The sequence below is a fragment of the Enterobacter cloacae complex sp. SHL021 genome, assembly GCF_049237765.1.
Classification (GTDB): domain Bacteria; phylum Pseudomonadota; class Gammaproteobacteria; order Enterobacterales; family Enterobacteriaceae; genus Enterobacter; species Enterobacter cloacae.
In genome coordinates this window covers 151,339-174,080 of the sequence record NZ_JBMKJG010000003.1, presented here as the reverse complement: position 1 = coordinate 174,080, position 22,742 = coordinate 151,339, and the positions used below count along the sequence as shown (strand labels likewise).

The window sequence follows — 22,742 nt, the reverse complement described above, 5'->3', positions numbered from 1 at the left end:
CCCCTAATTATTAGAGGATCGCTGTATTCTTAATCTGAAATCGCATCAATTGGTGACATTATGTTGCCGCCGCCTTGCATAACTCCTCTAAACTATTAATCCTTAAGTAGTATTCCCCTGCGATACACATACCCATCAAAAACAAGGAGAAACCTATGAAGGCTGCTGTTGTTACACAGGATCATCAGGTCAATGTTACCGAAAAAACCTTACGCCCACTGAAGCACGGCGAAGCCCTGCTCAAAATGGAGTGCTGTGGCGTTTGCCATACTGACCTCCATGTCAAAAATGGCGATTTCGGTGATAAAACCGGTGTGATCCTGGGCCACGAAGGGATTGGGATCGTGAAAGAAGTTGGGCCTGGCGTGACGTCACTGAAAGTCGGCGACCGTGCAAGCGTCGCGTGGTTCTTTGAGGGCTGCGGCCACTGTGAATACTGTAATACCGGCAACGAAACCCTGTGCCGCGATGTGAAAAACGCCGGTTATTCCGTTGATGGCGGCATGGCTGAAGAGTGCATTGTCACCGCGGATTACGCGGTAAAAGTGCCTGACGGGCTGGATTCCGCTGCGGCCAGCAGCATAACCTGTGCCGGCGTCACCACTTACAAAGCGGTAAAAGTCTCCCATATCAAGCCGGGCCAGTGGATTGCGATCTACGGCCTGGGCGGACTGGGTAACCTCGCGCTGCAGTATGCGAAAAACGTCTTCAACGCCAAAGTCATTGCCCTTGACGTTAACGACGAACAGCTGAAGCTGGCTGCAAGCATGGGGGCGGATTTAACCATCAACTCCCGCAGCGAAGATGCCGCTAAAATCGTGCAGGAAAAAACCGGCGGCGCGCATGCGGCTGTGGTAACGGCGGTCGCGAAAGCAGCGTTTAACTCGGCGGTGGACGCGGTGCGTGCCGGTGGCCGCGTGGTGGCCGTTGGCCTGCCGCCGGAAGCCATGAGCCTTGATATCCCCCGTCTGGTGCTGGACGGTATCCAGGTGGTCGGCTCGCTGGTTGGTACCCGTCAGGATCTGCAGGAAGCGTTCCAGTTTGCAGCCGAAGGCAAAGTGGTGCCAAAAGTGACGATGCGCCCGCTGGAAGATATCAATGCCATCTTCAAAGAGATGGAACAGGGCCAGATCCGCGGCCGCATGGTGATTGATTTACGCTCGTAACGGTCCGTTCCCGCTAACCGCTCCGTTTATGGGGCGGTTTTTTATGACCACATTCCGGCACTCAGGCCAGCGCACGAGCATCAGACTGAGCCCGCCGGGCGCGCAGATAGCCATACACCAGCAGCGCGCTCATCGCCAGGAAGGATAATATCGCCGCCGGTAGCGTGACATAGCTCCAGCTAAAACCGAGCGTAATCATCATCCCGCCAAAATAAGCACCAATCGCACTGCCCAGGTTAAAGGCCATCTGTCCGCCTGCGGCACCAAGCATTTCCCCTCCTTTCGCATTTTGCAGCAGCAGAATTTGCAGTGGTGCAGAGAGTGCGAACAGCCCGGCACAGCAGATGAACCCCATCACCAGCGACGCGGTTTTCTGTTCGCCAAAGGCGAAAAGCAATAACAGTGAGGCGACAATCACCATATCGGTGGTGGCAGCAATACGCAGCGGGCTGAAACGACCCGATAGTTTCCCGCTCAGCAGGTTACCCAGCACCATGCCGAGGCCCATTAACATCATGATGATCGTCATCAGCCCCTCGGAGAAGCCAGTGACATTGACCATAAACGGCTTCACAAAACTGAACCACGCAAAAACGCCAGCGTTGCCAAACATGGTGGCGGCGAAGATCAGCCACGGTTCCGGTTTTTTCAGGAAGTGAAACTGCTCGGTGAGTTTTATTTCTGATGCGTCATGAAGGTTTGGTACCCACACCAGCACCGAGAGGATCACCAGCGCGTCAAACAGGGCTATCAGGAAAAAGGTATAACGCCAGTTGAATGTATGCCCCAGCCAGGTTCCAAACGGAACCCCCACCAGATTCGCCACGGTCATCCCGGCGATCATCCCCGCCACGGCCACCGTCACCTTACCCGGTGGCGCTATTTTCGAGAGGATAATCGCCCCCACACCGAAAATTGCGCCGTGCGGGAACCCCGAGATTAAGCGCCCTGCAGCCAGCCAAAAATAGGATGTGGAAAAGGTAAACATCGCGTTGCCCACCGCACACAGGGCAACCAGAAACAGTAGCGTGGTTTTTAACGAGAACTTACTGGAAAACAGCGCCACAATCGGCGCGCCAATCACCACGCCAAAGGCGTAAAACGAAATCATATTTCCGGCGGAGGGAATGGAAATACCGGTATCATGCGCCAGTTCCGTCAGGACACCCATAATGCCAAATTCAGCCATGCCCAGGCCAAACGTGCTAAGGGCTAACGAGAAAATTGTCTTTTTCATACCACAACCACGAGTGAAAATTCGCAGCGGGCATTATTGAATAATCTTGTATGGTGAGCCAGTTCAAATCAGCAGACTGACACGTTAATCCATTAATTCAGGTGAATTACACTTCTTAATGCGGCCTCGCTTCTTCCCCGCGACCGGACAACCTGAGGATGACAATCATGGCAAGTAACAAGAAAACCAGCGTCGCTGTTGATGTCGTTAAAAATGCCCCTCTGAAAACAAAAGAGTATGAAAAAGAGCTTCGTCGCCTTCACGTTGAACTGATCAAACTCCAGCAATGGGTTGTCGCCAAAGGATTGAAAGTCTGCATCGTGTTTGAGGGACGCGACGGGGCCGGTAAAGGCGGCACCATAAAAGCGATAACCGAACGCGTCAGCCCGCGCGTTTTCCGGGTTGTCGCGCTGCCTGCGCCAACAGAGAAAGAGAAAACGCAGCTTTATTTCCAGCGTTATGTTCCGCACCTGCCCGCTGCCGGCGAAATCGTTATTTTTGACCGCAGCTGGTACAACCGCGCAGGCGTTGAACGGGTGATGGGATTCTGCACGCCGGAACAGGTTGAAAAGTTTCTTGATGGCGCACCGGTGATGGAAAAAGCGATGGTCGATGCCGGGATCATTTTGCTGAAATACTGGCTTGAAGTGACGCCGAAAGAGCAGGAACGCAGGCTACGCGATCGCATCAACGATGGCCGCCAGATCTGGAAATTATCGCCTATGGATATTAAATCGTTCAATTTATGGGATGAATACACCGTAGCGCGGGATGCCATGTTTGCCTCCACGGACACTGCCTGGGCACCGTGGTTTGTGGCGCGCTCGGAAGATAAAAAACGCGTGCGGTTGAATATTATCTCCCATCTGCTTTCGCAGATCCCGTATAAAGAACTTCACGTTGAAAAAGTGGATTTGCCGAAGCGAAAAATTGGCAAAGTCAAACCGACAAAATATCCTTTCCGATATATTGCGGAGAAATTCTGATAAGCTGGAAGACGGCTCGCATAATGAAGATTACCAGGGGAAACGGTATTGTTTTTTGTTGGCTGCGGTTGATAATGACCGCACCAACAAAGGAGATACCCATGAAACACTCAGCCGTAACGCCCCCACCCTTAGGCACACAATCCCGTGATTTACGACGTCATCATGAAATCGTCCCGACTTCAGTACGTACGCCATCCGCGGAGGATCGCGCATTTATACAAGCCATGAATGAGTTTGTGGAAAAACACGGAACCCTTACAGACGATGAATTTTTCAGGGTATTTTGATGCTTAAACAATTCAACGTTTATCGTAATCTTTCACCAGCAACCAGAGATATCCTGCCTTACTACATGCTTATTCAGGATGACTATTATGCTGATCTTACAACACGCGTTATTGTTCCACTTATGAGGAACAATAGATTACCATTATGGCAGAGTCACCTTGCCCCCAGAATAAATATAGATTTCGAAACGCTACTTATTTATTCACCAATGATAAGTAACCTTAATAATCAGAAAATTAATAGCAAAGATTTTGTGTGTAATTTACGCAATGCTCGTCATGATGTTATAGCCGCCGTTGATCGTTTATTGACTAACACATGAGCGAAGCGCCGCCGGGCAAAGCCGACGGCGCAGGACGTTTTACTTCATCCCTTCCGTACTCTCCTGTTTCGCTTCCTGTCGCTCCACTTCCCGGTACCAGCGTGGGTGGTGTTTCTGCGCCCAGCGGCGGCTCACCTTCCCTTCAATCATGCCTTTAATCGACCCTTTAACCCAGAACGCCATATACATATGGATCAAAATGGCATGGATCAGAATGATGGCTGAGGTTGCGTGGATCAGCAGCGCGTAGCGGATGACCTGCATCGGGAAGTACTGCGCAAAATAAGGACGCCAGATGATCACACCAGTCACCAGCAGGACGAAAATCATGCTCATGATGCTCCAGAACATCATCTTCTGTCCGGCATTGTATTTACCGACCTTCGCGACTTTATGTTCGTTCCCCTTCAGGACCTCAATAATGCCCTTCAGCCAGGGAATATCCTGCTTGTCCGGGATATTGTGGTGGACGAAACGCACAAACATAAACATCAGCACCACAAATATCAGTACGCCAAAAAACGGGTGCAGAATACGCCCCATCTGCGGCGTGCCGAACGTTTCCGTCAGCCATTGCAGCGTCGGGAAGAAGAACGAAATTCCGGATACGGCCACCAGGAAGAAGCAGATCACCACCGTCCAGTGACAGGCGCGATCGACAAACTTTGTGCGCACTATCATTTTCGACTTACTCATGATGCTCCTCCTCGTCGTCATCCACCTCTTTATTCGGCCCGATACCGATGTAGTGATAAATCAGCCCGGCAAAGGTGGCGATAAAGCCCGCCGCCGAGAGCGGTTTTAGCGCCCCTTTCCAGAGATTGATTGAGGTATCGATCGCTGGATCTTTCGGCAGATTGTGGTACAGCTCCGGCTGATCATTGTGATGCAGAACATACATCACGTGCGTACCGCCCACCCCCTGCGGGTTGTAAATGCCCGCCTTGTCGTAGCCGCGCGCTTTTAGTTTGTCCACGCGCTGCTGCGCCACCTCCAGCATCTCTTTCCTGGTGCCGAAGTGAATGGCCCCGGTTGGACAGGTCTTGACGCAGGCAGGTTCCTGCCCGACGCTGACGCGGTCTACGCACAGGGTGCATTTGTATACCCGGTTATCCTCTTTATTGAGGCGCGGGATGTTAAACGGACAACCCGCAATGCAATACCCGCAGCCGATACAGTTATCCTGCTGGAAGTCGACGATCCCGTTCGCATACTGGATGATGGCGCCTGCAGACGGGCAGGCCTTGAGACAGCCCGGATCTTCACAGTGCATGCAGCCGTCTTTTCGAATCAGCCACTCCAGCTTGCCGTTCTGGTCAGTTTCGCTAAAACGCATCACCGTCCAGGATTTGGCGCTCAGATCGGCCGGGTTGTCGTAAACGCCAACGCAGTGCCCTACCTCATCGCGGATATCATTCCACTCTGAACAAGCCACCTGGCAGGCTTTACAGCCCACGCAGGAAGAGACATCGATAAGCTTGGCGACTTCGGCCTTATAATCCCGTGCGCGCGGCGCGGGCGTTATCGGGTTGGTCGCGGAGCGTTTAATAATGTCTTGTGTTTCCATCGCCATTTACTCGCTCCTTACGCTTTCTCGATGTTGACCAGAAACGCCTTGTACTCCGGCGTTTGCGAGTTGGAATCGCCAACGTTTGGCGTCAGGGTATTGGCGAGATAGCCTTTCTGCGCCACACCTTCAAAGCCCCAGTGCAGCGGGATACCCACGGTTTCCACCTGCTGACCATTCACGTTTAACGTCTGCAGACGACGGGTGACCACCGCAACCGCACGGATAAAGCCACGTTTGCTGCTCACCGTCACGCGATCGCCATTGGCAATCCCTTTCGCTTTCGCCAGCGTTTCGCTTATCTCCACAAACTGTTCCGGCTGTGCGATGGCGTTAAGCCGCGCGTGCTTGGTCCAGGTGTGGAAATGCTCCGTCAGGCGATAGGTGGTTCCCACATACGGGAATTTGTCCTTTTTGCCTAAACGCAGCACGTCGTCAGCGTAGATACGCACGACCGGACTGGAGATAACATTTGGGTGTAGCGGGTTCGTGCCGAGCGGCGTTTCCATCGGCTCGTAGTGTTCCGGGAATGGCCCCTCAGCCAGCTTGTCGAGGGCAAACAGGCGTCCCAGCCCCTCCGGCTGCATAATAAACGGCCCGGTCTCACTGCCCGGTGGCGCGGTGTTGAAGTCAGGAATATCATTCCCCGCCCATTTCGCGCCGTTCCACGCGATCAGCATCCGTTTCGGATCCCACGGTTTACCGTTGATATCCGCCGACGCACGGTTGTACAGCACCCGACGGTTTAGCGGCCATGCCCAGGCCCAGCCCAGCGTATTGCCCAACCCGGACGGGTCAGCGTTATCGCGATTGGCCATCTGGTTGCCCTGCTCGGTCCAACTGCCGGTGTAGATCCAGCAGGACGACGCGGTGGAACCATCATCGCGCAGGAGCGCAAAGCTGTTCAGCAGCTGGCCTTTCTTCGCCACCAGATTGCCGTTGGCGTCATAGAGATCGGCCAGCGCCACGCCGTTGTTCTCTTTGGCCACCTCTTCGGATTCAGGACGATCCGGTTGCTTATAGTTCCAGCTCATCTTCAGCAACGGTTCAGCGCCTTTGCCGCCTTCGGTGCGGTACATCTCACGCAGGCGATGGTAAATCCCGGCCAGAATTTCACCGTCATTACGCGCTTCACCCGGCGCATCCTGCCCCTTCCAGTGCCACTGTAACCAGCGACCGGAGTTGGCGATCGACCCGTCTTCCTCGGCAAAACAGGTAGACGGCAAGCGGAAGACCTCGGTCTGAATTGATGCGGGATCCACATCGTTCATCTCGCCGTGGTTCTGCCAGAAGTTAGACGTTTCCGTCACCAGCGGATCGATAACGACCATGTACTTCAGCTTGCTCAGGCTGCGAACCACTTTGTTTTTGTCCGGGAAGGACGCTACCGGGTTAAAGCCCTGGCAGATATAGCCCGTGACGTTGCCCTTATCCATCATGTTGAAATACTTGATGACGTCGTAGGCCTGGTCCCATTTCGGCAGCCACTCAAAGCCCCAGTCGTTCTCTTTCTGCGCCGCATCGCCATAAAACGATTTCATCAGGCTGACGTAGAACTTCGGATAATTGCTCCAGTAGTTCACCTGCTCCGCACGCGTCGCTTTTGGCGTATTGGCCGTGAGATAGGTTTGCAGATCGGCCTGTTTTTCCGACGGCAGCGTCAGGTAACCCGGCAGGCTGGTCGAGAGTAAACCCAGATCGGTTAAGCCCTGGATGTTGGAGTGACCGCGCAAGGCATTTACCCCGCCTCCCGCCATGCCCATATTGCCGAGCAGCAGCTGAATCATCGCCATGGTGCGGATGTTCTGCGCACCAACGGTGTGCTGCGTCCAGCCCAGCGCGTACAGGAACGTGGTGGTTCTGTCGGCGGCACTGGTAGAGGCCAGCACCTCACACACTTTCAGGAAGTCGGCTTTTGGCGTACCGCAGATGTTTTCTACTACGTCCGGCGTATAGCGGGAAACGTGCTGTTTCAGCAAGTTCCACACGCAGCGTGGATGACTCAGGGTTTCATCGCGTCTGGCATAGCCGTTTTCATCGAACTGATAGTTCCAGGACGATTTATCGTACTGACGTTTGTCCGCGTCATAGCCGCTGAACAGCCCCTCATCGAAGGCAAAATCATCCCTCACCAGCAGGCTGGCGTTGGTGTAGTGTTTTACGTACTCCGCGTTGATTTTATTGTTTTCAATCAGATACAGCAGCACGCCCGAGAGGAACGTAATGTCCGTACCGGAGCGGATCGGTGCATAGATATCGGCCACCGATGCCGTACGCGTAAAGCGCGGATCGACGACGATAAGCGTCGCATCGTTATTGTTTTTCGCTTCCATCGCCCAGCGGAACCCCACCGGATGGGCCTCAGCGGCGTTGCCACCCATCACCATCACGACGTTGGCGTTTATGATATCAACCCAGTGGTTGGTCATCGCACCGCGACCAAATGTTGGAGCAAGACTTGCTACCGTTGGTCCGTGTCAGACGCGCGCCTGGTTATCAACCGCCAGCATCCCGAGGGAGCGAACAAATTTTTGCGTTAGCATGCCGGTTTCATTGCTGGCCGCCGAGGCGCACAGCATGCCGGTAGAGAGCCAACGGTTCACCGTCACGCCCTGCGCGTTCTTCTCAATGAAGTTGGCGTCGCGGTCGGCTTTCATCAGTCTGGCAATCCGGGAGAAGGCTTCATCCCAGGAAATACGCTGCCATTTGTCGGAACCCGGCGCGCGGTATTCCGGATAGCGCAGACGGTTGTCGCTGTGAACGTAGTCCAGCAGTCCCGCCCCTTTCGGGCAGAGTGCCCCACGGCTCACCGGATGGTCCGGATCCCCTTCAATATGATAAATGGCCTCTCTGGCGTTCTTCGCGCCATCGCCCAGGCTATACATTAAAAGCCCACAACCCACGGAGCAGTATGTGCAGGTGTTACGGATCTCTTTGGCACGCAGCAGTTTATAGTTGCGCGCCTGAGCCAGCGCCATTTTGGGAGCGAATCCCAGCATCGCGGCTGTTGTTCCGGCCATACCGCCCGCGCAGATTTTAAAAAATTGTCTGCGGCTGACGTCCATTGTTGTCCTCATTTACGGATAAGACTTCGCGCCGCAAACTAACAGCAAAGCCCCTGTTTTTTTTGCGTCAAATCAAGGTCGCCGGTGTTCGCCCCCTTAATAGTCAACCATCTCGCATTTAAATACCTCTTTTTGATTAACGGCTTAAGAGAATAATTCGCGACCGGGGCGCGATCGGTGCTATAAGTTTTGCCTTTGGTTTTGAGAGTAATGGCAAGGGTATGGACAGAAAAAGAGCAACGCTGATTGGGCTGGCAGCAATCTTGTTATGGAGCACCATGGTGGGGCTCATTCGCAGCGTGAGTGAAGGGCTTGGGCCTGTGGGGGGCGCCGCCATGATCTATACCGTCAGCGGCTTACTCTGTCTGGTGACGGTAGGATTTCCTCAAATCCGGCGCTTCACTCCCGGCTATCTTATTGCCGGCAGCCTCCTGTTTGTGAGCTACGAAATTTGTCTGGCGCTGTCGTTAGGGTATGCGGCTACGCGTTCACAGGCGATTGAAGTCGGCATGGTGAATTATCTCTGGCCAAGTCTGACCATTGTGTTTGCCATTTTGTTTAACGGACAGAAATCGTCCCTGTGGGTGATCCCCGGATTAGCCCTCTCTTTACTCGGTGTGTGCTGGGTATTGGGCGGCGAACAGGGGTTGCAGGTGAATGAGATTATCCGCAATGTTGTCTCCAGCCCCCTCAGCTATGCCCTTGCATTTGCCGGCGCGTTTATCTGGGCGGCGTACTGCACGGTAACCAGCAAATATGCCAAAGGACAAAACGGGATCACGCTCTTTGTGTTGCTTACCGCGCTGAGTTTGTGGGTGAAATATGCCCTAAGCGATCAACCGGAAATGGTGTTCAGCGTTCCGGTGGTGGCGAAATTACTCATGTGCGGCGTCGCACTGGGGCTGGGCTATGCGTCGTGGAATATTGGGATCCTTCACGGTAACGTCACGGTGCTGGCAGCCGTGTCCTATTTTACCCCGGTCTTATCCGCTGCGCTGGCGGCGCTGTTGTTGAGCGCCCCACTTTCCTTCTCCTTCTGGCAAGGCGCTATCATGGTCTGTGTGGGTTCTTTGCTGTGCTGGTACGCCACACGAAAATAATCTTTTCCTGATGCCGGGTTAATTACAACCCGGCCACATAATTAACATAAATTTAAAATGTGATCGCCCATTCACTCTTTAGCAAAATAATAGAAAGCGGTTTAGTTTCTGTTTATATTAACTCTCGTTCGTAAAGATATGGCGCGCAAATTGACATAAACTGACACCGGAACGTAATAACTGCATAGCAAACAGTCACGTCAGAAAAAGCATAAAATAAAATAATTCACTGCAAAACATTCACTTCACACATCGAAATCAACGTACGATTAATCTTATAAGCCACTGATTTTAATGCACATCAACTTCATCAACGATTGCAAAAGCACGAAAAAGACGATAATTAACACCATGAAATAAAATTGGTAATAATTATATTCCCCGCAACGAAAATGGCGGTAAAACGCGCACAAAATGCATAATTTTCAGGCAATTTATTCGTTAAAGCTGAAATTTACCCGATCACGATCACACTAATTGAAATTATCTTTAATATTTTGAAACTTATTATTGAAAGCAGGCTACAAGATTTTTAAAAATAGCTTGCCATTGACGAACAGCCTCGTTTGGAAATCGTTCGAAGTGGTTCAGGAAATACCCAAGAAAATTATAAGGAATATTTAAGATGAAACTTAAATTAGTTGCAGTGGCGGTCACTTCCATGTTGGCAGCAGGCGTTGTAAACGCGGCTGAAGTTTTTAACAAAGACGGTAACAAGCTGGATCTGTACGGTAAAGTCACAGGTCTGCACTATTTTTCTGATGATACTGACAACGACGGCGACAAAACCTACGTTCGTCTGGGCTTCAAAGGCGAAACTCAGATCAATGACCAGATGACCGGTTATGGCCAGTGGGAATATGAGTTCAAGGGCAACCGCTCTGAATCTCAGGGTGCTGACGGTAACAAAACGCGTTTGGCGTTCGCAGGTCTGAAATTCAACGAATTCGGTTCCTTCGACTACGGCCGTAACTACGGCGTGGCGTACGACATCGGCGCATGGACTGACGTTCTGCCAGAATTCGGTGGCGATACCTGGACCCAGACTGATGGCTTTATGACTGGCCGTACAACTGGCGTAGCGACTTACCGTAACACCGACTTCTTCGGTCTGGTTGACGGTCTGAACGTTGCCGCTCAGTACCAGGGTAAAAACGACCGTAACGACATCACCGAATCTAACGGTGACGGCTGGGGTCTCTCTTCTACCTATGAATTCGACGGCTTCGCAGCGGGTGCAACCTACGCGAAATCTGACCGTACTGACCGTCAGGTTCGTGCAGCTAGCGACCTGAACGCAGGTGGCGAGAACGCAGAAGTATGGGCAGCCGGTCTGAAGTACGATGCGAACAACATCTACCTGGCAACCACCTACTCTGAAACCCGTAATATGACGGCTTTCGGTGACAATCACATCGCGAACAAAGCACAGAACTTCGAAGTTGTGGCTCAGTACCAGTTCGACTTCGGTCTGCGTCCGTCCATCGCTTACCTGAAATCCAAAGGTAAAGACATCGGTTCTTACGGCGACCAGGATCTGGTGGAATACGTTGACGTTGGCGCGAGCTACTACTTCAACAAAAACATGTCCACCTATGTTGATTACAAAATCAACCTGCTGGACGACAATGCGTTCACCAAAGACGCTAAAATCGCTACCGACAATATCGTTGCTGTAGGTCTGACCTACCAGTTCTAAGATTTGTCACACCAGAAAGCCAGCCCCTGCGGCTGGCTTTTTTTTGCCCCTCAGCCCGCTCCCCTGATCGTCATCCCCTGGTTCCGGTATACTGCTCTGTCGTCACTGTCCTAACGTCACAGCCTGAACAGGGAGCCCTCGATGATTACCACCCACGTTTTTATCGCCGTCAGTCTTGATGGCTACATTGCCCGCCAGGATGGCGATATCGGCTGGCTACTCCAGCGCGATGATCCAACGGAAGATCATGGTTATGATGCGTTCATTGCCGACAAAGACTGGATTGTGATGGGCCGGGGAAGCTATGAGAAAGTGCTGGCCTTTGACCAATGGCCCTATAACCGCCCCGTGCTGGTGCTCTCCAGTCAGCTGGCTGACACCGAGGTGCCCGAGCCGCTGAAAGGTAAAGTGCAGTTCTCCCGCTGTACCCCAAAGGAAGCGCTTGCTGAGCTGGCAGCGCAGAACGCACACCGCGTCTATTTAGATGGCGGACAGGTGATCCAGTCGTTTCTGCGCGAAGGACTGGTGGCCGATATGGTTATCACCACTGTTCCTGTCCTGATCGGCTCAGGCAAGCCACTGTTCGGCTCGCTGACCCGGGATATCGATTTAATGCTTTTATCCACCCGTAGCTTCCCGTCAGGTCTGGTGCAATCGCACTATCGGCTGACGCGATAACGACACCGCGCCGCTGCAGCAGGAGTGAATAGCCCGAAGGTGCAGCGCCTTCGGGCTTGCATTTACTGTTACGGCGCGTTCGCCAGGCTAAACCAAATCCCAATCGCCAGCAGCAATAACATCCCACCGGCGCTGCCTAACGCCGCGCTGTGCGACGTGATAAACGCCGTTTTTGCCGCCTCAATGACGGTTTCACCGAGCGCCGGACTGAGATCCTGCGCGACCTTCATCGCTTCGCCAATGGATGACGAGGCTTTATCAGCCAGCGTTGAAGGTAAGCCCTGCGGTAGTTCAATCGACGCCGAGAAGCTACGGGTCAGCAACAGACCAAATATCGCGATCCCCAGCCCCGCGCCCAGTTCGTAGGACATGGTTTCGATCGCCCCGGCAGCGGCGGCTTTCTCTTTCGGCGCCGCCGCCATGATTGCCGAGGTGGAGGCCAGCAGCGCACTCGCCGCACTGAAGCCAAGCAGCACCATCAGGCACCACGCCTGCCACTGCTGCGTGCTGAAGTCGAGCATCGACAGGCCAATAAAGCTGACGGCGCTCAGCCCCATTCCGCCTGCCGCTACCATGCGCAGCCCCAGACGACCAACCAGTATCCCGGCAATCGGGCCGCTGAACCCGCTGGCGACCATGAGCGGCAGCATGAACATGCCCGCTTCAAACGGGGTAAAGCCATGCACAAACTGCAGCTCCTGGGCCATCAACAATTCATACCCCACCAGGGCGATCATGGCGGTCATCGCCATCACCACCCCGCTTAAAATGATGCGATGGCAAAACAGGCGCATGTCGATCATCGGCACGCGGGCGCGAAGCTGAATACGCACGAAGATAAACAGCAATACCGCGCCGGTGAGCAGTGTACAGGCCACCAGCCATGGAGAAAGCCCGCCTTTCAGCGCGGTTTTGGCGCTATAGACCAGCAGCAAAATTGCCACAATCAGCATGACGGCATGGCTAATATTCAGCGGCTGCTCTGGGCGCCCTTGCTGACGCGGAACATAGACAGCGGCCAGCGACACCACCACCAGCACAATCGGCACGTTGATCAAAAAGACCGATCCCCAGTAAAAATGCTCCAGCAGCATACCGCCAATCAGCGGACCAAACGCCGCCCCGCCGGACCCGACCGCGGCCCAGACGCCAAGCGCGATGTTGCGATCTCGCGCGTTAATAAACAAGGTGCGTATACCCGCAAGGGTTGCCGGTATGATCATTGCCGCGCCAATTGCCAGCGAGGCGCGCGCGGCAATCAGCCAGCCCGCAGAGGGGGCAAAGGCCGCCGCCAGCGATGACAGGCCAAACAGCGTGCTGCCAAGCATCAGCAGCCGTTTAAAACCGATGCGGTCGCCGAGCGCGCCCATTGGCAACACCATACCCGCCATCACCAGCGAGTAGATATCGATGATCCACAATAATTCGTTACCGCTGGCGCCCAGCGTCATGCTCAATGTCGGCGCCGCCACGTGCAGCACCGTCGCGTCAATCGCCACCGGGATATACACCAGCACGATAATCACTAACGCTAACCACTGACGAAACATAAATTTCCTTTTTATATAAAAATGGACACATGTCCAGGATGCGATCCTACGGAATGTTGAACACTTGTCCAGCTCTTTGTTACACTCGTTTCATTGCTATTTAAGAGTGAGAGAAAATGGGTTATCTGACCAGGGATGAAAGACGGGAAGAGATCTTACAGGCCGCTATGCGCGTGGCGCTGGCCGAGGGATTTTCCGCCATGACGGTGCGCCGCATCGCCTCCGAAGCCGGTGTCGCAACCGGGCAAGTGCATCACCATTTCACCTCCGGCGGTGAGTTAAAATCGCTGGCCTTTATCCGGCTGATCCGCGAACTGCTGGATGCGGATGTGGTCGGGGAACACGCCAGCTGGCGGGCACGTTTACATGCCATGCTCGGCAGCGATGACGGCAGGTTTGAACCCTACATTCGCCTCTGGCGAGAAGCGCAAATCCTCGCAACCCGCGACGCAGAGATCAAGGGCGCGTATGTGCTGACAATGGAGATGTGGCATCAGGAAACGGTTGCCCTTATTGAAGCTGGCAGGAATGCAGGCGTATTCCGTTCCGGTGACCCGGCAGCAAGTATTGCCTGGCGTTTAATTGGCCTGGTATGTGGCCTTGACGGCATATATCTATTAAACATGCCTGAAATGGATGACGCTGCGTTTAATAATCATCTTGATAAATTAATTTCTCTGGAGTTGTTTTAATACTCCCTTCTGAGTAATTAAATCCCACCGTTACAATTAGTAACACATTAGGCGAACCCCTATTTCATTTCCAAACTCTGGGGTTCGCTTTTTTATCTATCCTTTCAGATGTATCTCAATACTTCCAATAACCACAATACCAGACCTTCTCATATCTAGCTGTTTTTACTTATTTTTTATCTTCATTTGGGTAAGCAAGAGGGCGATATGTCACAACAAAGTGAGAAAAGTCATCACCATCTTTTAAGTAACTGGAAACCGGAAAATCCGCAATTCTGGGAGAATAAAGGCAAACATATCGCGCGAAGAAACCTATGGATTTCTGTGGCTTGCCTGCTATTGGCCTTTTGCGTCTGGATGTTATTTAGTGCCATTGCGGTTAACCTCAATAAAGTCGGATTTAATTTCACTACCGATCAGCTTTTTATGCTAACGGCATTACCTTCTCTCTCCGGCGCAATATTGCGTGTCCCCTATTCTTTTATGGTGCCGATATTTGGCGGACGTAACTGGACAGTATTGAGCACCGTGATCCTGATTATCCCCTGCGTCTGGCTGGGGATTGCCATTCAGAACACCGCGACGCCTTACTGGGTCTTTATCGTCATTGCCCTGCTCTGCGGATTTGCGGGCGCTAACTTTGCCTCCAGCATGGGGAATATCAGCTTTTTCTTCCCGAAATCCAGACAGGGTAGCGCGCTGGGAATCAACGGCGGGCTGGGAAACCTGGGCGTCAGCGTGATGCAGTTGATCGCGCCACTGGTCATTTTTCTGCCGATGTTCACCTTTCTGGGGGTAAACGGTGTGCCTCTGGAGGACGGGTCCACCATGTGGCTGGCGAATGCAGCCTGGATCTGGGCTCCGCTTCTGCTGCTGGCCACCATTGCGGCGTTTATTGGCATGAACGATATCGCCAGCTCAAAAGCCTCTATCGCCAGCCAGCTTCCGGTGCTTAAGCGGTTTCATCTCTGGCTGCTGAGCCTGCTCTATCTGGCGACCTTCGGCTCGTTTATCGGTTTCTCGGCAGGCTTTGCCATGCTGTCGAAAACCCAGTTTCCGGACGTTAACATTCTTCACCTTGCCTTCTTTGGCCCCCTGATTGGTGCGCTGGCACGTTCAGCGGGCGGGATGATCTCCGACAGGCTGGGCGGCGTGCGCGTCACGCTCATCAACTTTGTCTTTATGGCCATCTTTAGCGCCCTGATCTTCCTGACCCTGCCCGGCTCGGGCTCCGGCAGCTTTGTCGCGTTTTATCTGGTCTTTATGGGGCTGTTCCTCACCGCCGGGCTGGGCAGCGGCTCAACCTTCCAGATGATTGCGATTATCTTTCGCCAAATCACCATTGACCGGGTGAGAAAGCAAGGTGGCACCGATGAACAGGCGCAGCATGAAGCCGTGACGGACACCGCTGCCGCGCTGGGCTTTATCTCCGCCATTGGCGCAGTAGGCGGATTTTTTATCCCTAAAGCCTTCGGCACCTCGCTGGCGATGACCGGATCGCCGGTCGGCGCCATGAAAGTCTTCCTCGTGTTTTACATCGTCTGCGTGCTCGTCACCTGGCTGGTGTACGGTCGTAAATCCTCACAAAAATAATAACTACATCTTCGCCGGAGCGTGATGCAGCACCCTTCGGCCATGCTATCGAAGCAGGAGAAATGTCATGAGCAAACTGCTGGACCGCTTTCGTTACTTCAAAACAAAAGGCGACAGTTTCGCCGATGGGCACGGGCAGGTGTATCACACCAACCGGGACTGGGAAGACAGCTACCGCCAGCGCTGGCAGTTCGACAAGATTGTGCGCTCTACCCACGGCGTAAACTGTACCGGCTCCTGCAGCTGGAAGATTTATGTCAAAAACGGACTGGTGACCTGGGAAACCCAGCAGACCGATTACCCCCGCACTCGCCCGGACCTGCCTAACCATGAGCCACGAGGTTGCCCACGCGGCGCAAGCTACTCCTGGTACCTCTACAGCGCCAACCGCCTCAAATATCCGCTGGTGCGCCGCAGGCTGATTGAACTCTGGCGCGAGGCGCTGGCGCAGCACAGCGACCCGGTACTCGCCTGGGATGCCATTCAAAACGATCCGCAAAAAACGCAGAGCTACCGACAGGCACGCGGTAAAGGCGGGTTTATCCGCTCGAACTGGAAAGAGCTGAACCAGCTGATTGCCGCCGCCAACGTCTGGACCATCAAAAATTATGGCCCGGACCGCGTGGCCGGTTTCTCGCCTATTCCGGCGATGTCGATGGTCTCTTACGCTGCCGGTACCCGCTATCTCTCTCTGCTCGGCGGTACTTGCCTGAGCTTCTATGACTGGTATTGCGACCTGCCTCCCGCCTCGCCCATGACCTGGGGCGAGCAGACCGACGTGCCGGAGTCCGCCGACTGGTACAACTCCAGCTATATCATCGCCTGGGGCTCTAACGTTCCCCAGACGCGCACCCCCGACGCCCATTTCTTTACCGAGGTTCGTTATAAAGGGACCAAAACCGTTGCCATCACGCCGGACTTCTCAGAAGTTGCCAAACTGAGCGACCAGTGGCTCGCCCCCAAACAGGGGACCGACAGTGCGCTGGCGATGGCCATGGGGCATGTGATCCTCAAAGAGTTTCACCTCGATAACCCAAGCGACTACTTCCTCAACTACTGCCGCCGCTACACTGACATGCCGATGCTGGTTCTGCTGGATGAGCTGGCCGATGGTTGTCTGGTGCCGGGACGCATGCTGCGGGCGTCTGACCTCGTTGACGGGCTGGGCGAAGCCAACAACCCGGAGTGGAAAACCGTCGCCTTTGATATTGCCGGTAATCTGGTGGTTCCTAACGGTTCCATTGGCTTCCGCTGGGGCGAAAAAGGCAAATGGAACCTGGAATCGCTGGCTGCGGGTCAGGAAACGGAGTTGACCCTTTCCCTGCTGATCACCCACGACAGCGTGGCGGATGTCGCCTTCCCCTACTTTGGTGGCAATGAGAATCCGCATTTTCGCAGCGTGAAACAGGAGCCAGTGCTGACCCGCCGCGTGCCGAGTAAAACCCTGACGCTTGCCGATGGCAGCCAGAAACATGTGGTCAGCGTGTACGATCTGGTGCTCGCCAACTACGGTCTCGACCGTGGTCTGGAAGACAGTAACGCGGCTGAAAATTATGGTGAGATCAAAGCGTATACACCGGCCTGGGGCGAACAGATCACCGGTGTCCCCGCGTATCTGATTGAAAAAATTGCCCGTGAGTTTGCCGACACGGCGCATAAAACGCATGGACGCTCGATGATCATTCTCGGTGCCGGGGTAAACCACTGGTACCACATGTACATGAACTACCGGGGCATGATCAACATGCTGGTCTTCTGCGGCTGCGTAGGCCAAAGCGGTGGTGGCTGGTCGCACTACGTGGGCCAGGAGAAGCTGCGTCCGCAAACCGGCTGGCTGCCGCTGGCCTTCGCGCTGGACTGGAACCGCCCGCCGCGCCAGATGAACAGCACCTCGTTCTTTTACAACCACGCCAGCCAGTGGCGCTATGAGAAGCTGACGGCGCAGGAGCTGCTTTCTCCGCTGGCGGACGCATCCCGATTCACCGGTCATCTGATCGACTTCAACGTCCGCGCCGAGCGTATGGGCTGGCTGCCGTCGGCGCCGCAGCTCAACCTCAACCCGCTGCACATCAAAGCCCGCGCGGAGGCAGCAGGCCTTTCTCCGCAGGAGTACACCGTTCAGGCGTTGAAATCGGGCGATATCCGCTTCGCCTGCGAGCAGCCCGACAGCGGTAAAAACCACCCGCGCAATCTGTTTGTCTGGCGCTCGAACCTGCTTGGCTCCTCCGGCAAAGGCCACGAGTACATGCTCAAGTATTTGCTCGGCACCGAAAGCGGGATCCAGGGAGAAGATTTAGGCTCGAGCGATGACGTGAAGCCTGAAGAGGTCGACTGGCAGGCTAACGCCATTGAGGGCAAACTCGACCTGCTGGTAACGCTCGATTTCCGTATGTCCAGCACCTGCCTGTTCTCTGACATCGTCCTGCCCACCGCCACCTGGTATGAAAAGGACGACATGAACACCTCCGACATGCATCCGTTTATTCATCCGCTGTCTGCCGCCGTCGACCCGGCGTGGGAATCGCGCAGCGACTGGGAGATTTACAAAGGCATCGCCAAAGTTTTCTCTGACGTGTGCGTCGGCCATCTTGGTACGGAAACGGACGTCGTGTTGCAGCCTCTGCAGCACGATTCCCCGGCGGAACTGTCCCAGCCGTTTGATATTCAGGACTGGCGCAAAGGCGAATGCGATTTGATCCCCGGCAAAACCGCGCCGAACATTGCGGTCATCGAGCGTAACTACCCGGAAACCTGGGAGCGCTTTACCTCCCTCGGCCCCTTGCTGGACAAGCTCGGCAACGGCGGGAAAGGGATCTCGTGGAACACGCAAAACGAGGTCGAGTTACTCGGCAAGCTGAACTACGTCAAGCTCGACGGTCCGGCGAAAGGCCGTCCGCGTATCGAGACGGCCATTGATGCCGCCGAAGTGATCCTCGCGCTGGCACCGGAAACCAACGGTCAGGTGGCGGTGAAGGCGTGGGAAGCGCTGGGCGAACTGACCGGACGCGACCACACCCACCTGGCGCTGAATAAAGAAGATGAAAAAATCCGCTTCCGCGATATTCAGGCGCAGCCGCGTAAAATCATCTCCAGCCCGACCTGGTCCGGTCTGGAAAGCGAGCATGTCTCCTACAACGCGGGTTATACCAACGTTCACGAGCTGATCCCGTGGCGCACCCTCTCCGGCCGTCAGCAACTGTATCAGGATCACCCGTGGATGCGCGCCTTCGGCGAAAGTCTGGTGGCTTACCGTCCGCCGATTGATACCCGCAGCGTCAGCCATATGCGCGAGATCCCGCCGAACGGCTTCCCGGAAAAAGCGCTCAACTTCCTGACGCCGCACCAGAAATGGGGCATCCACTCTACCTACAGTGAAAACCTGCTGATGCAGACTCTGTCGCGCGGCGGGCCGATTGTCTGGATCAGTGAAACCGACGCGCGTGAGCTGGGCATTGAGGACAACGACTGGATTGAAGCCTTCAACGCCAACGGCGCCCTCACCGCCCGCGCGGTGGTCAGCCAGCGCGTGCCGCCGGGTATGACCATGATGTACCACGCCCAGGAGCGCATTCTTAACATTCCGGGTTCAGAGGTGACCGGACGGCGCGGCGGTATTCATAACTCGGTGACCCGCGTCTGCCCGAAACCGACGCACATGATTGGCGGTTACGCGCAGTTGGCTTACGGCTTCAACTATTACGGCACCGTTGGCTCCAACCGCGACGAGTTCATCATGATCCGCAAAATGAAAAACATTAACTGGCTGGATGGCGAAGGTCGGGATCAGGTACAGGAGACGAAAAAATGAAAATACGTTCACAGGTTGGCATGGTACTGAATCTCGATAAATGCATTGGCTGCCACACCTGCTCGGTCACCTGTAAGAACGTCTGGACCGGGCGTGAAGGCATGGAATATGCGTGGTTTAACAACGTCGAAACCAAACCGGGGATCGGCTACCCGAAAAACTGGGAAGACCAGGAAGAGTGGCAAGGCGGCTGGATCCGTGGTATTCACGGTAAGCTGACGCCGCGCCTCGGCGGCAAAATGGGGGTGCTGTCGAAAATATTTTCTAACCCCGTCATGCCGCAGATTGACGATTATTATGAGCCTTTCACCTTCGATTATCAGGATCTGCACCGCGCGCCGGAGGGGGATCACCTCCCTACCGCTCGCCCGCGCTCGCTGATTGACGGCAAGCGGATGGATAAAATCGTCTGGGGACCCAACTGGGAGGAGCTGCTGGGCGGCGAATTCGAAAAACGCGCCCGCGACCGTAACTTCCAGAAGATCCAGAAAGAGATGTACGGCCAGTTTGAAAACACCTTCATGATGTACCTGCCGCGCCTGTGCGAGCACTGCCTGAACCCAAGCTGCGTCGCCACCTGCCCGAGCGGCGCCATTTACAAGCGCGAAGAGGACGGCATTGTGCTGATTGATCAGGACAAATGCCGCGGCTGGCGTCTGTGCATCAGCGGTTGTCCGTACAAAAAGATCTACTTCAACTGGAAGAGCGGCAAGTCAGAAAAATGCATCTTCTGCTACCCGCGCATTGAATCCGGCCAGCCGACCGTCTGCTCGGAAACCTGCGTCGGGCGCATCCGCTATCTCGGCGTGCTGCTGTATGACGCGGACCGTATTGAGGAGGCCGCCAGTACCGAGCATGAAACCGATCTCTACGAACGCCAGTGCGACGTGTTCCTCAACCCGAACGACCCGGCGGTGATTGAAGAAGCGCTGAAACAGGGCATTCCGCAGAACGTGATTGATGCGGCCCAGCGCTCCCCGGTCTACAAAATGGCGATGGACTGGAAGCTGGCCCTGCCGCTGCACCCGGAATACCGCACCCTGCCGATGGTCTGGTATGTGCCGCCGCTGTCGCCGATTCAGTCCTACGCTGACGCAGGCGGTCTGCCGCAGAGCGACGGCGTCCTGCCTGCCGTGGAGAGCCTGCGCATTCCGGTGCAGTATCTGGCGAACATGCTCAGCGCGGGAGATACCGGCCCGGTGCTGCGCGCCCTTAAACGCATGATGGCGATGCGACACTACAAGCGCTCCCAGACGGTAGAAGGCGTCACGGACACCCGTGCGATTGAAGAGGTAGGCCTTACCGTGGAACAGGTTGAAGAGATGTACCGCTATCTGGCCATCGCCAACTATGAGGATCGTTTCGTGATCCCCACCAGCCACCGTGAAATGGCGCGCGATGCCTTCCCGGAACGTAACGGCTGCGGCTTCACCTTTGGCGACGGCTGCCACGGCTCTGACACCAAATTTAACCTCTTCAACAGCAGCCGGATTGATGCCATCAACATCACCGAGGTGCGCGAACATGGGGAGGGAGAGTAATGCAGATCCTCAAAATCATCGCGCTGCTGATTGAGTATCCCGATGAGACCCTGTGGGAAAATCGCGAGGAAGCGCTTTCGCTCATTGAGCAGGACGCACCCATGCTGCTGTCGTTTGCCCGTCAGCACCTGAGCGCCCCGCTGCTGGATAAACAGGCCGAGTGGTGCGAGGTATTTGAGCGTGGCCGCGCGACGTCGCTGCTGCTGTTCGAGCATGTTCACGCTGAATCCCGCGATCGCGGTCAGGCGATGGTTGACCTGATGGGCCATTATGAGAAAGCCGGGCTACAGCTCGACTGCCGCGAACTGCCGGACTATCTGCCGCTCTATCTGGAGTACCTCAGTATCGTTACGGACGACGAGGCGCGCGAAGGATTGCAGAACGTCGCGCCGATCCTGGCGCTGATTGGCGGGCGTCTGAAGCAGCGCGGCGTGGCCCATTATCAGCTGTTCGATGCCCTGCTGATGTTGGCCGGAACGCGGCTTTCCAGCGACAGCGTGGCGAAACAGGTGGCCACGGAGAAACGCGATGACACCCGCCAGGCGCTGGACGCCGTCTGGGAAGAGGAACAGGTCAAGTTTATCGAAGACAACGCCACATCGTGCGACAGCTCGCCGATGCAGCACTATCAACGACGCTTTAGCCAGGACGTCGCGCCGCAGTATGTGGACGTCAGCGCCGGAGGCCCAAAATGACACATTACCTGAACGTCTTTTTCTATGACATTTACCCCTACATCTGCGCCACCGTGTTTTTCCTTGGCAGTTGGTTGCGCTACGACTACGGGCAATACACCTGGCGCGCCTCATCGAGCCAGATGCTCAGCAAACGCGGTATGAACTGGGCCTCTAACCTGTTTCATATTGGGATCCTGGGGATTTTCTTCGGCCACCTGTTCGGCATGCTAACCCCGCACTGGATGTACGCCTGGTTTTTACCCGTCGCGGTTAAGCAGCAGTTAGCCATGATTGCAGGGGGGATTTGCGGCGTGCTGACGTTGATTGGCGGGTCCATGCTGCTGATTCGCCGCCTGTTCAACCAGCGGGTGCGCGCCACTTCCACCACGCCGGATATCATCATCATGAGTATCCTGCTGATACAGTGCATTCTGGGGCTGACCACCATCCCCTTCTCCGCACAGTATCCTGACGGAAGCGAGATGATGAAGCTGGTCGGCTGGGCGCAGGGAATTGTGACGTTTAAGGGCGGCTCATCGGAAATGTTGAGTGGCGTTGCCCCCATCTTCCGCGTTCATCTGGTGCTGGGGATGACTATTTTCCTTATCTTCCCGTTCACCCGCTTGGTGCACGTGTGGAGCGCACCGTTTGAGTATTTTACCCGTCGGTATCAGGTGGTGAGGTCGCGCCGTTGATTTTGTCGGGTGGCGGCTTCGCCTTACCCGACCTACGTTCAAGCACCTGTCGGCCCGGTAAGGCGTAGCCGCCAC

At 54.9% G+C, this 22,742-nt stretch carries 17 protein-coding genes; 12 read left to right on the top strand and 5 right to left on the bottom strand.

Features of this window, described 5'->3' with window-relative positions:
* Positions 1-155 precede the first annotated feature (155 nt).
* The gene (adhP, locus tag ACOTZF_RS04350; protein WP_013096530.1) at positions 156-1,166 is read left to right on the top strand and encodes an alcohol dehydrogenase AdhP; all 1,011 of its coding nucleotides are present in this window, start codon (positions 156-158) and stop codon (positions 1,164-1,166) included.
* Between the two features lie 61 nt (positions 1,167-1,227).
* On the opposite strand, the gene araJ is transcribed toward adhP, so the two are convergent.
* Positions 1,228-2,403 carry an MFS transporter AraJ gene (araJ, locus tag ACOTZF_RS04345; protein WP_129251724.1) on the bottom strand — a complete coding sequence of 392 codons (1,176 nt, stop codon included), beginning with the start codon at positions 2,401-2,403 and terminating at the stop codon, positions 1,228-1,230.
* Positions 2,404-2,570: 167 nt separating this feature from the next.
* Here araJ and ppk2 point away from each other — a divergent pair, with 167 nt between their 5' ends.
* Entirely contained in the window at positions 2,571-3,389 is an 819-nt protein-coding gene (gene ppk2, locus ACOTZF_RS04340; protein WP_129317636.1) for a polyphosphate kinase 2, read from the top strand.
* A gap of 289 nt (positions 3,390-3,678) precedes the next feature.
* Positions 3,679-4,002, top strand: coding sequence for a CcdB family protein (locus tag ACOTZF_RS04335; RefSeq protein ID WP_097535044.1), 324 nt, complete (start codon positions 3,679-3,681; stop codon positions 4,000-4,002).
* 39 nt (positions 4,003-4,041) lie between these two features.
* Here ACOTZF_RS04335 and fdnI read toward each other — a convergent pair whose 3' ends face one another.
* The 3 genes from fdnI to fdnG are packed head-to-tail and all read right to left on the bottom strand — an operon-like array spanning position 4,042 to position 8,634.
* Positions 4,042-4,698: a formate dehydrogenase-N subunit gamma gene (gene fdnI / locus ACOTZF_RS04330; protein ID WP_013096526.1), complete on the bottom strand. Its 657-nt coding sequence runs from the start codon at positions 4,696-4,698 to the stop codon at positions 4,042-4,044.
* Positions 4,691-5,575, bottom strand: a complete 885-nt coding sequence (fdxH, locus tag ACOTZF_RS04325; RefSeq protein ID WP_045294169.1) for a formate dehydrogenase subunit beta — start codon at positions 5,573-5,575, stop codon at positions 4,691-4,693. The genes fdnI and fdxH overlap by 8 nt, the downstream gene beginning before the upstream one ends.
* Positions 5,576-5,586: 11 nt before the next feature.
* Complete coding sequence (gene fdnG / locus ACOTZF_RS04320) at positions 5,587-8,634, bottom strand: formate dehydrogenase-N subunit alpha (RefSeq protein WP_348563164.1); 3,048 nt, start codon at positions 8,632-8,634, stop codon at positions 5,587-5,589.
* A 221-nt stretch (positions 8,635-8,855) separates the two neighbouring features.
* Between fdnG and yddG the strand changes: the two genes are divergently transcribed.
* From yddG to ACOTZF_RS04305, 3 genes are all read left to right on the top strand, one after another.
* The gene (gene yddG / locus ACOTZF_RS04315) at positions 8,856-9,734 is read left to right on the top strand and encodes an aromatic amino acid DMT transporter YddG (RefSeq protein ID WP_129317815.1); all 879 of its coding nucleotides are present in this window, start codon (positions 8,856-8,858) and stop codon (positions 9,732-9,734) included.
* A 625-nt stretch (positions 9,735-10,359) separates the two neighbouring features.
* The gene (gene ompC, locus ACOTZF_RS04310) at positions 10,360-11,433 is read left to right on the top strand and encodes a porin OmpC (RefSeq protein ID WP_129251727.1); all 1,074 of its coding nucleotides are present in this window, start codon (positions 10,360-10,362) and stop codon (positions 11,431-11,433) included.
* A gap of 141 nt (positions 11,434-11,574) precedes the next feature.
* Positions 11,575-12,111 (top strand): dihydrofolate reductase family protein, encoded by a 537-nt coding sequence (locus ACOTZF_RS04305; RefSeq protein ID WP_129251730.1) that lies wholly within the window; start codon positions 11,575-11,577, stop codon positions 12,109-12,111.
* Positions 12,112-12,179: 68 nt separating this feature from the next.
* Here the strand turns inward: ACOTZF_RS04305 and ACOTZF_RS04300 are convergent, their stop codons facing one another.
* Positions 12,180-13,661: an MFS transporter gene (locus tag ACOTZF_RS04300; RefSeq protein WP_129317814.1), complete on the bottom strand. Its 1,482-nt coding sequence runs from the start codon at positions 13,659-13,661 to the stop codon at positions 12,180-12,182.
* Positions 13,662-13,777: 116 nt separating this feature from the next.
* On the opposite strand from ACOTZF_RS04300, the gene ACOTZF_RS04295 reads away from it, so the two are divergent.
* The 6 genes from ACOTZF_RS04295 to narI all read left to right on the top strand — a co-directional run bounded on the left by ACOTZF_RS04295 (position 13,778) and on the right by narI (position 22,667).
* Positions 13,778-14,353: a TetR family transcriptional regulator gene (locus tag ACOTZF_RS04295; RefSeq protein WP_013096517.1), complete on the top strand. Its 576-nt coding sequence runs from the start codon at positions 13,778-13,780 to the stop codon at positions 14,351-14,353.
* A 207-nt stretch (positions 14,354-14,560) separates the two neighbouring features.
* Positions 14,561-15,946, top strand: a complete 1,386-nt coding sequence (locus tag ACOTZF_RS04290; protein WP_029883341.1) for a NarK family nitrate/nitrite MFS transporter — start codon at positions 14,561-14,563, stop codon at positions 15,944-15,946.
* Between the two features lie 67 nt (positions 15,947-16,013).
* Positions 16,014-19,754, top strand: a complete 3,741-nt coding sequence (locus ACOTZF_RS04285; protein ID WP_421636047.1) for a nitrate reductase subunit alpha — start codon at positions 16,014-16,016, stop codon at positions 19,752-19,754.
* Positions 19,751-21,295, top strand: coding sequence for a nitrate reductase subunit beta (gene narH, locus ACOTZF_RS04280; protein ID WP_048972815.1), 1,545 nt, complete (start codon positions 19,751-19,753; stop codon positions 21,293-21,295). The genes ACOTZF_RS04285 and narH overlap by 4 nt, the downstream gene beginning before the upstream one ends.
* Positions 21,295-21,990 carry a nitrate reductase molybdenum cofactor assembly chaperone gene (gene narW, locus ACOTZF_RS04275; protein WP_129251734.1) on the top strand — a complete coding sequence of 232 codons (696 nt, stop codon included), beginning with the start codon at positions 21,295-21,297 and terminating at the stop codon, positions 21,988-21,990. The genes narH and narW overlap by 1 nt, the downstream gene beginning before the upstream one ends.
* The gene (gene narI, locus ACOTZF_RS04270; RefSeq protein WP_013096512.1) at positions 21,987-22,667 is read left to right on the top strand and encodes a respiratory nitrate reductase subunit gamma; all 681 of its coding nucleotides are present in this window, start codon (positions 21,987-21,989) and stop codon (positions 22,665-22,667) included. The genes narW and narI overlap by 4 nt, the downstream gene beginning before the upstream one ends.
* The last annotated feature ends 75 nt before the right edge of the window (positions 22,668-22,742 follow it).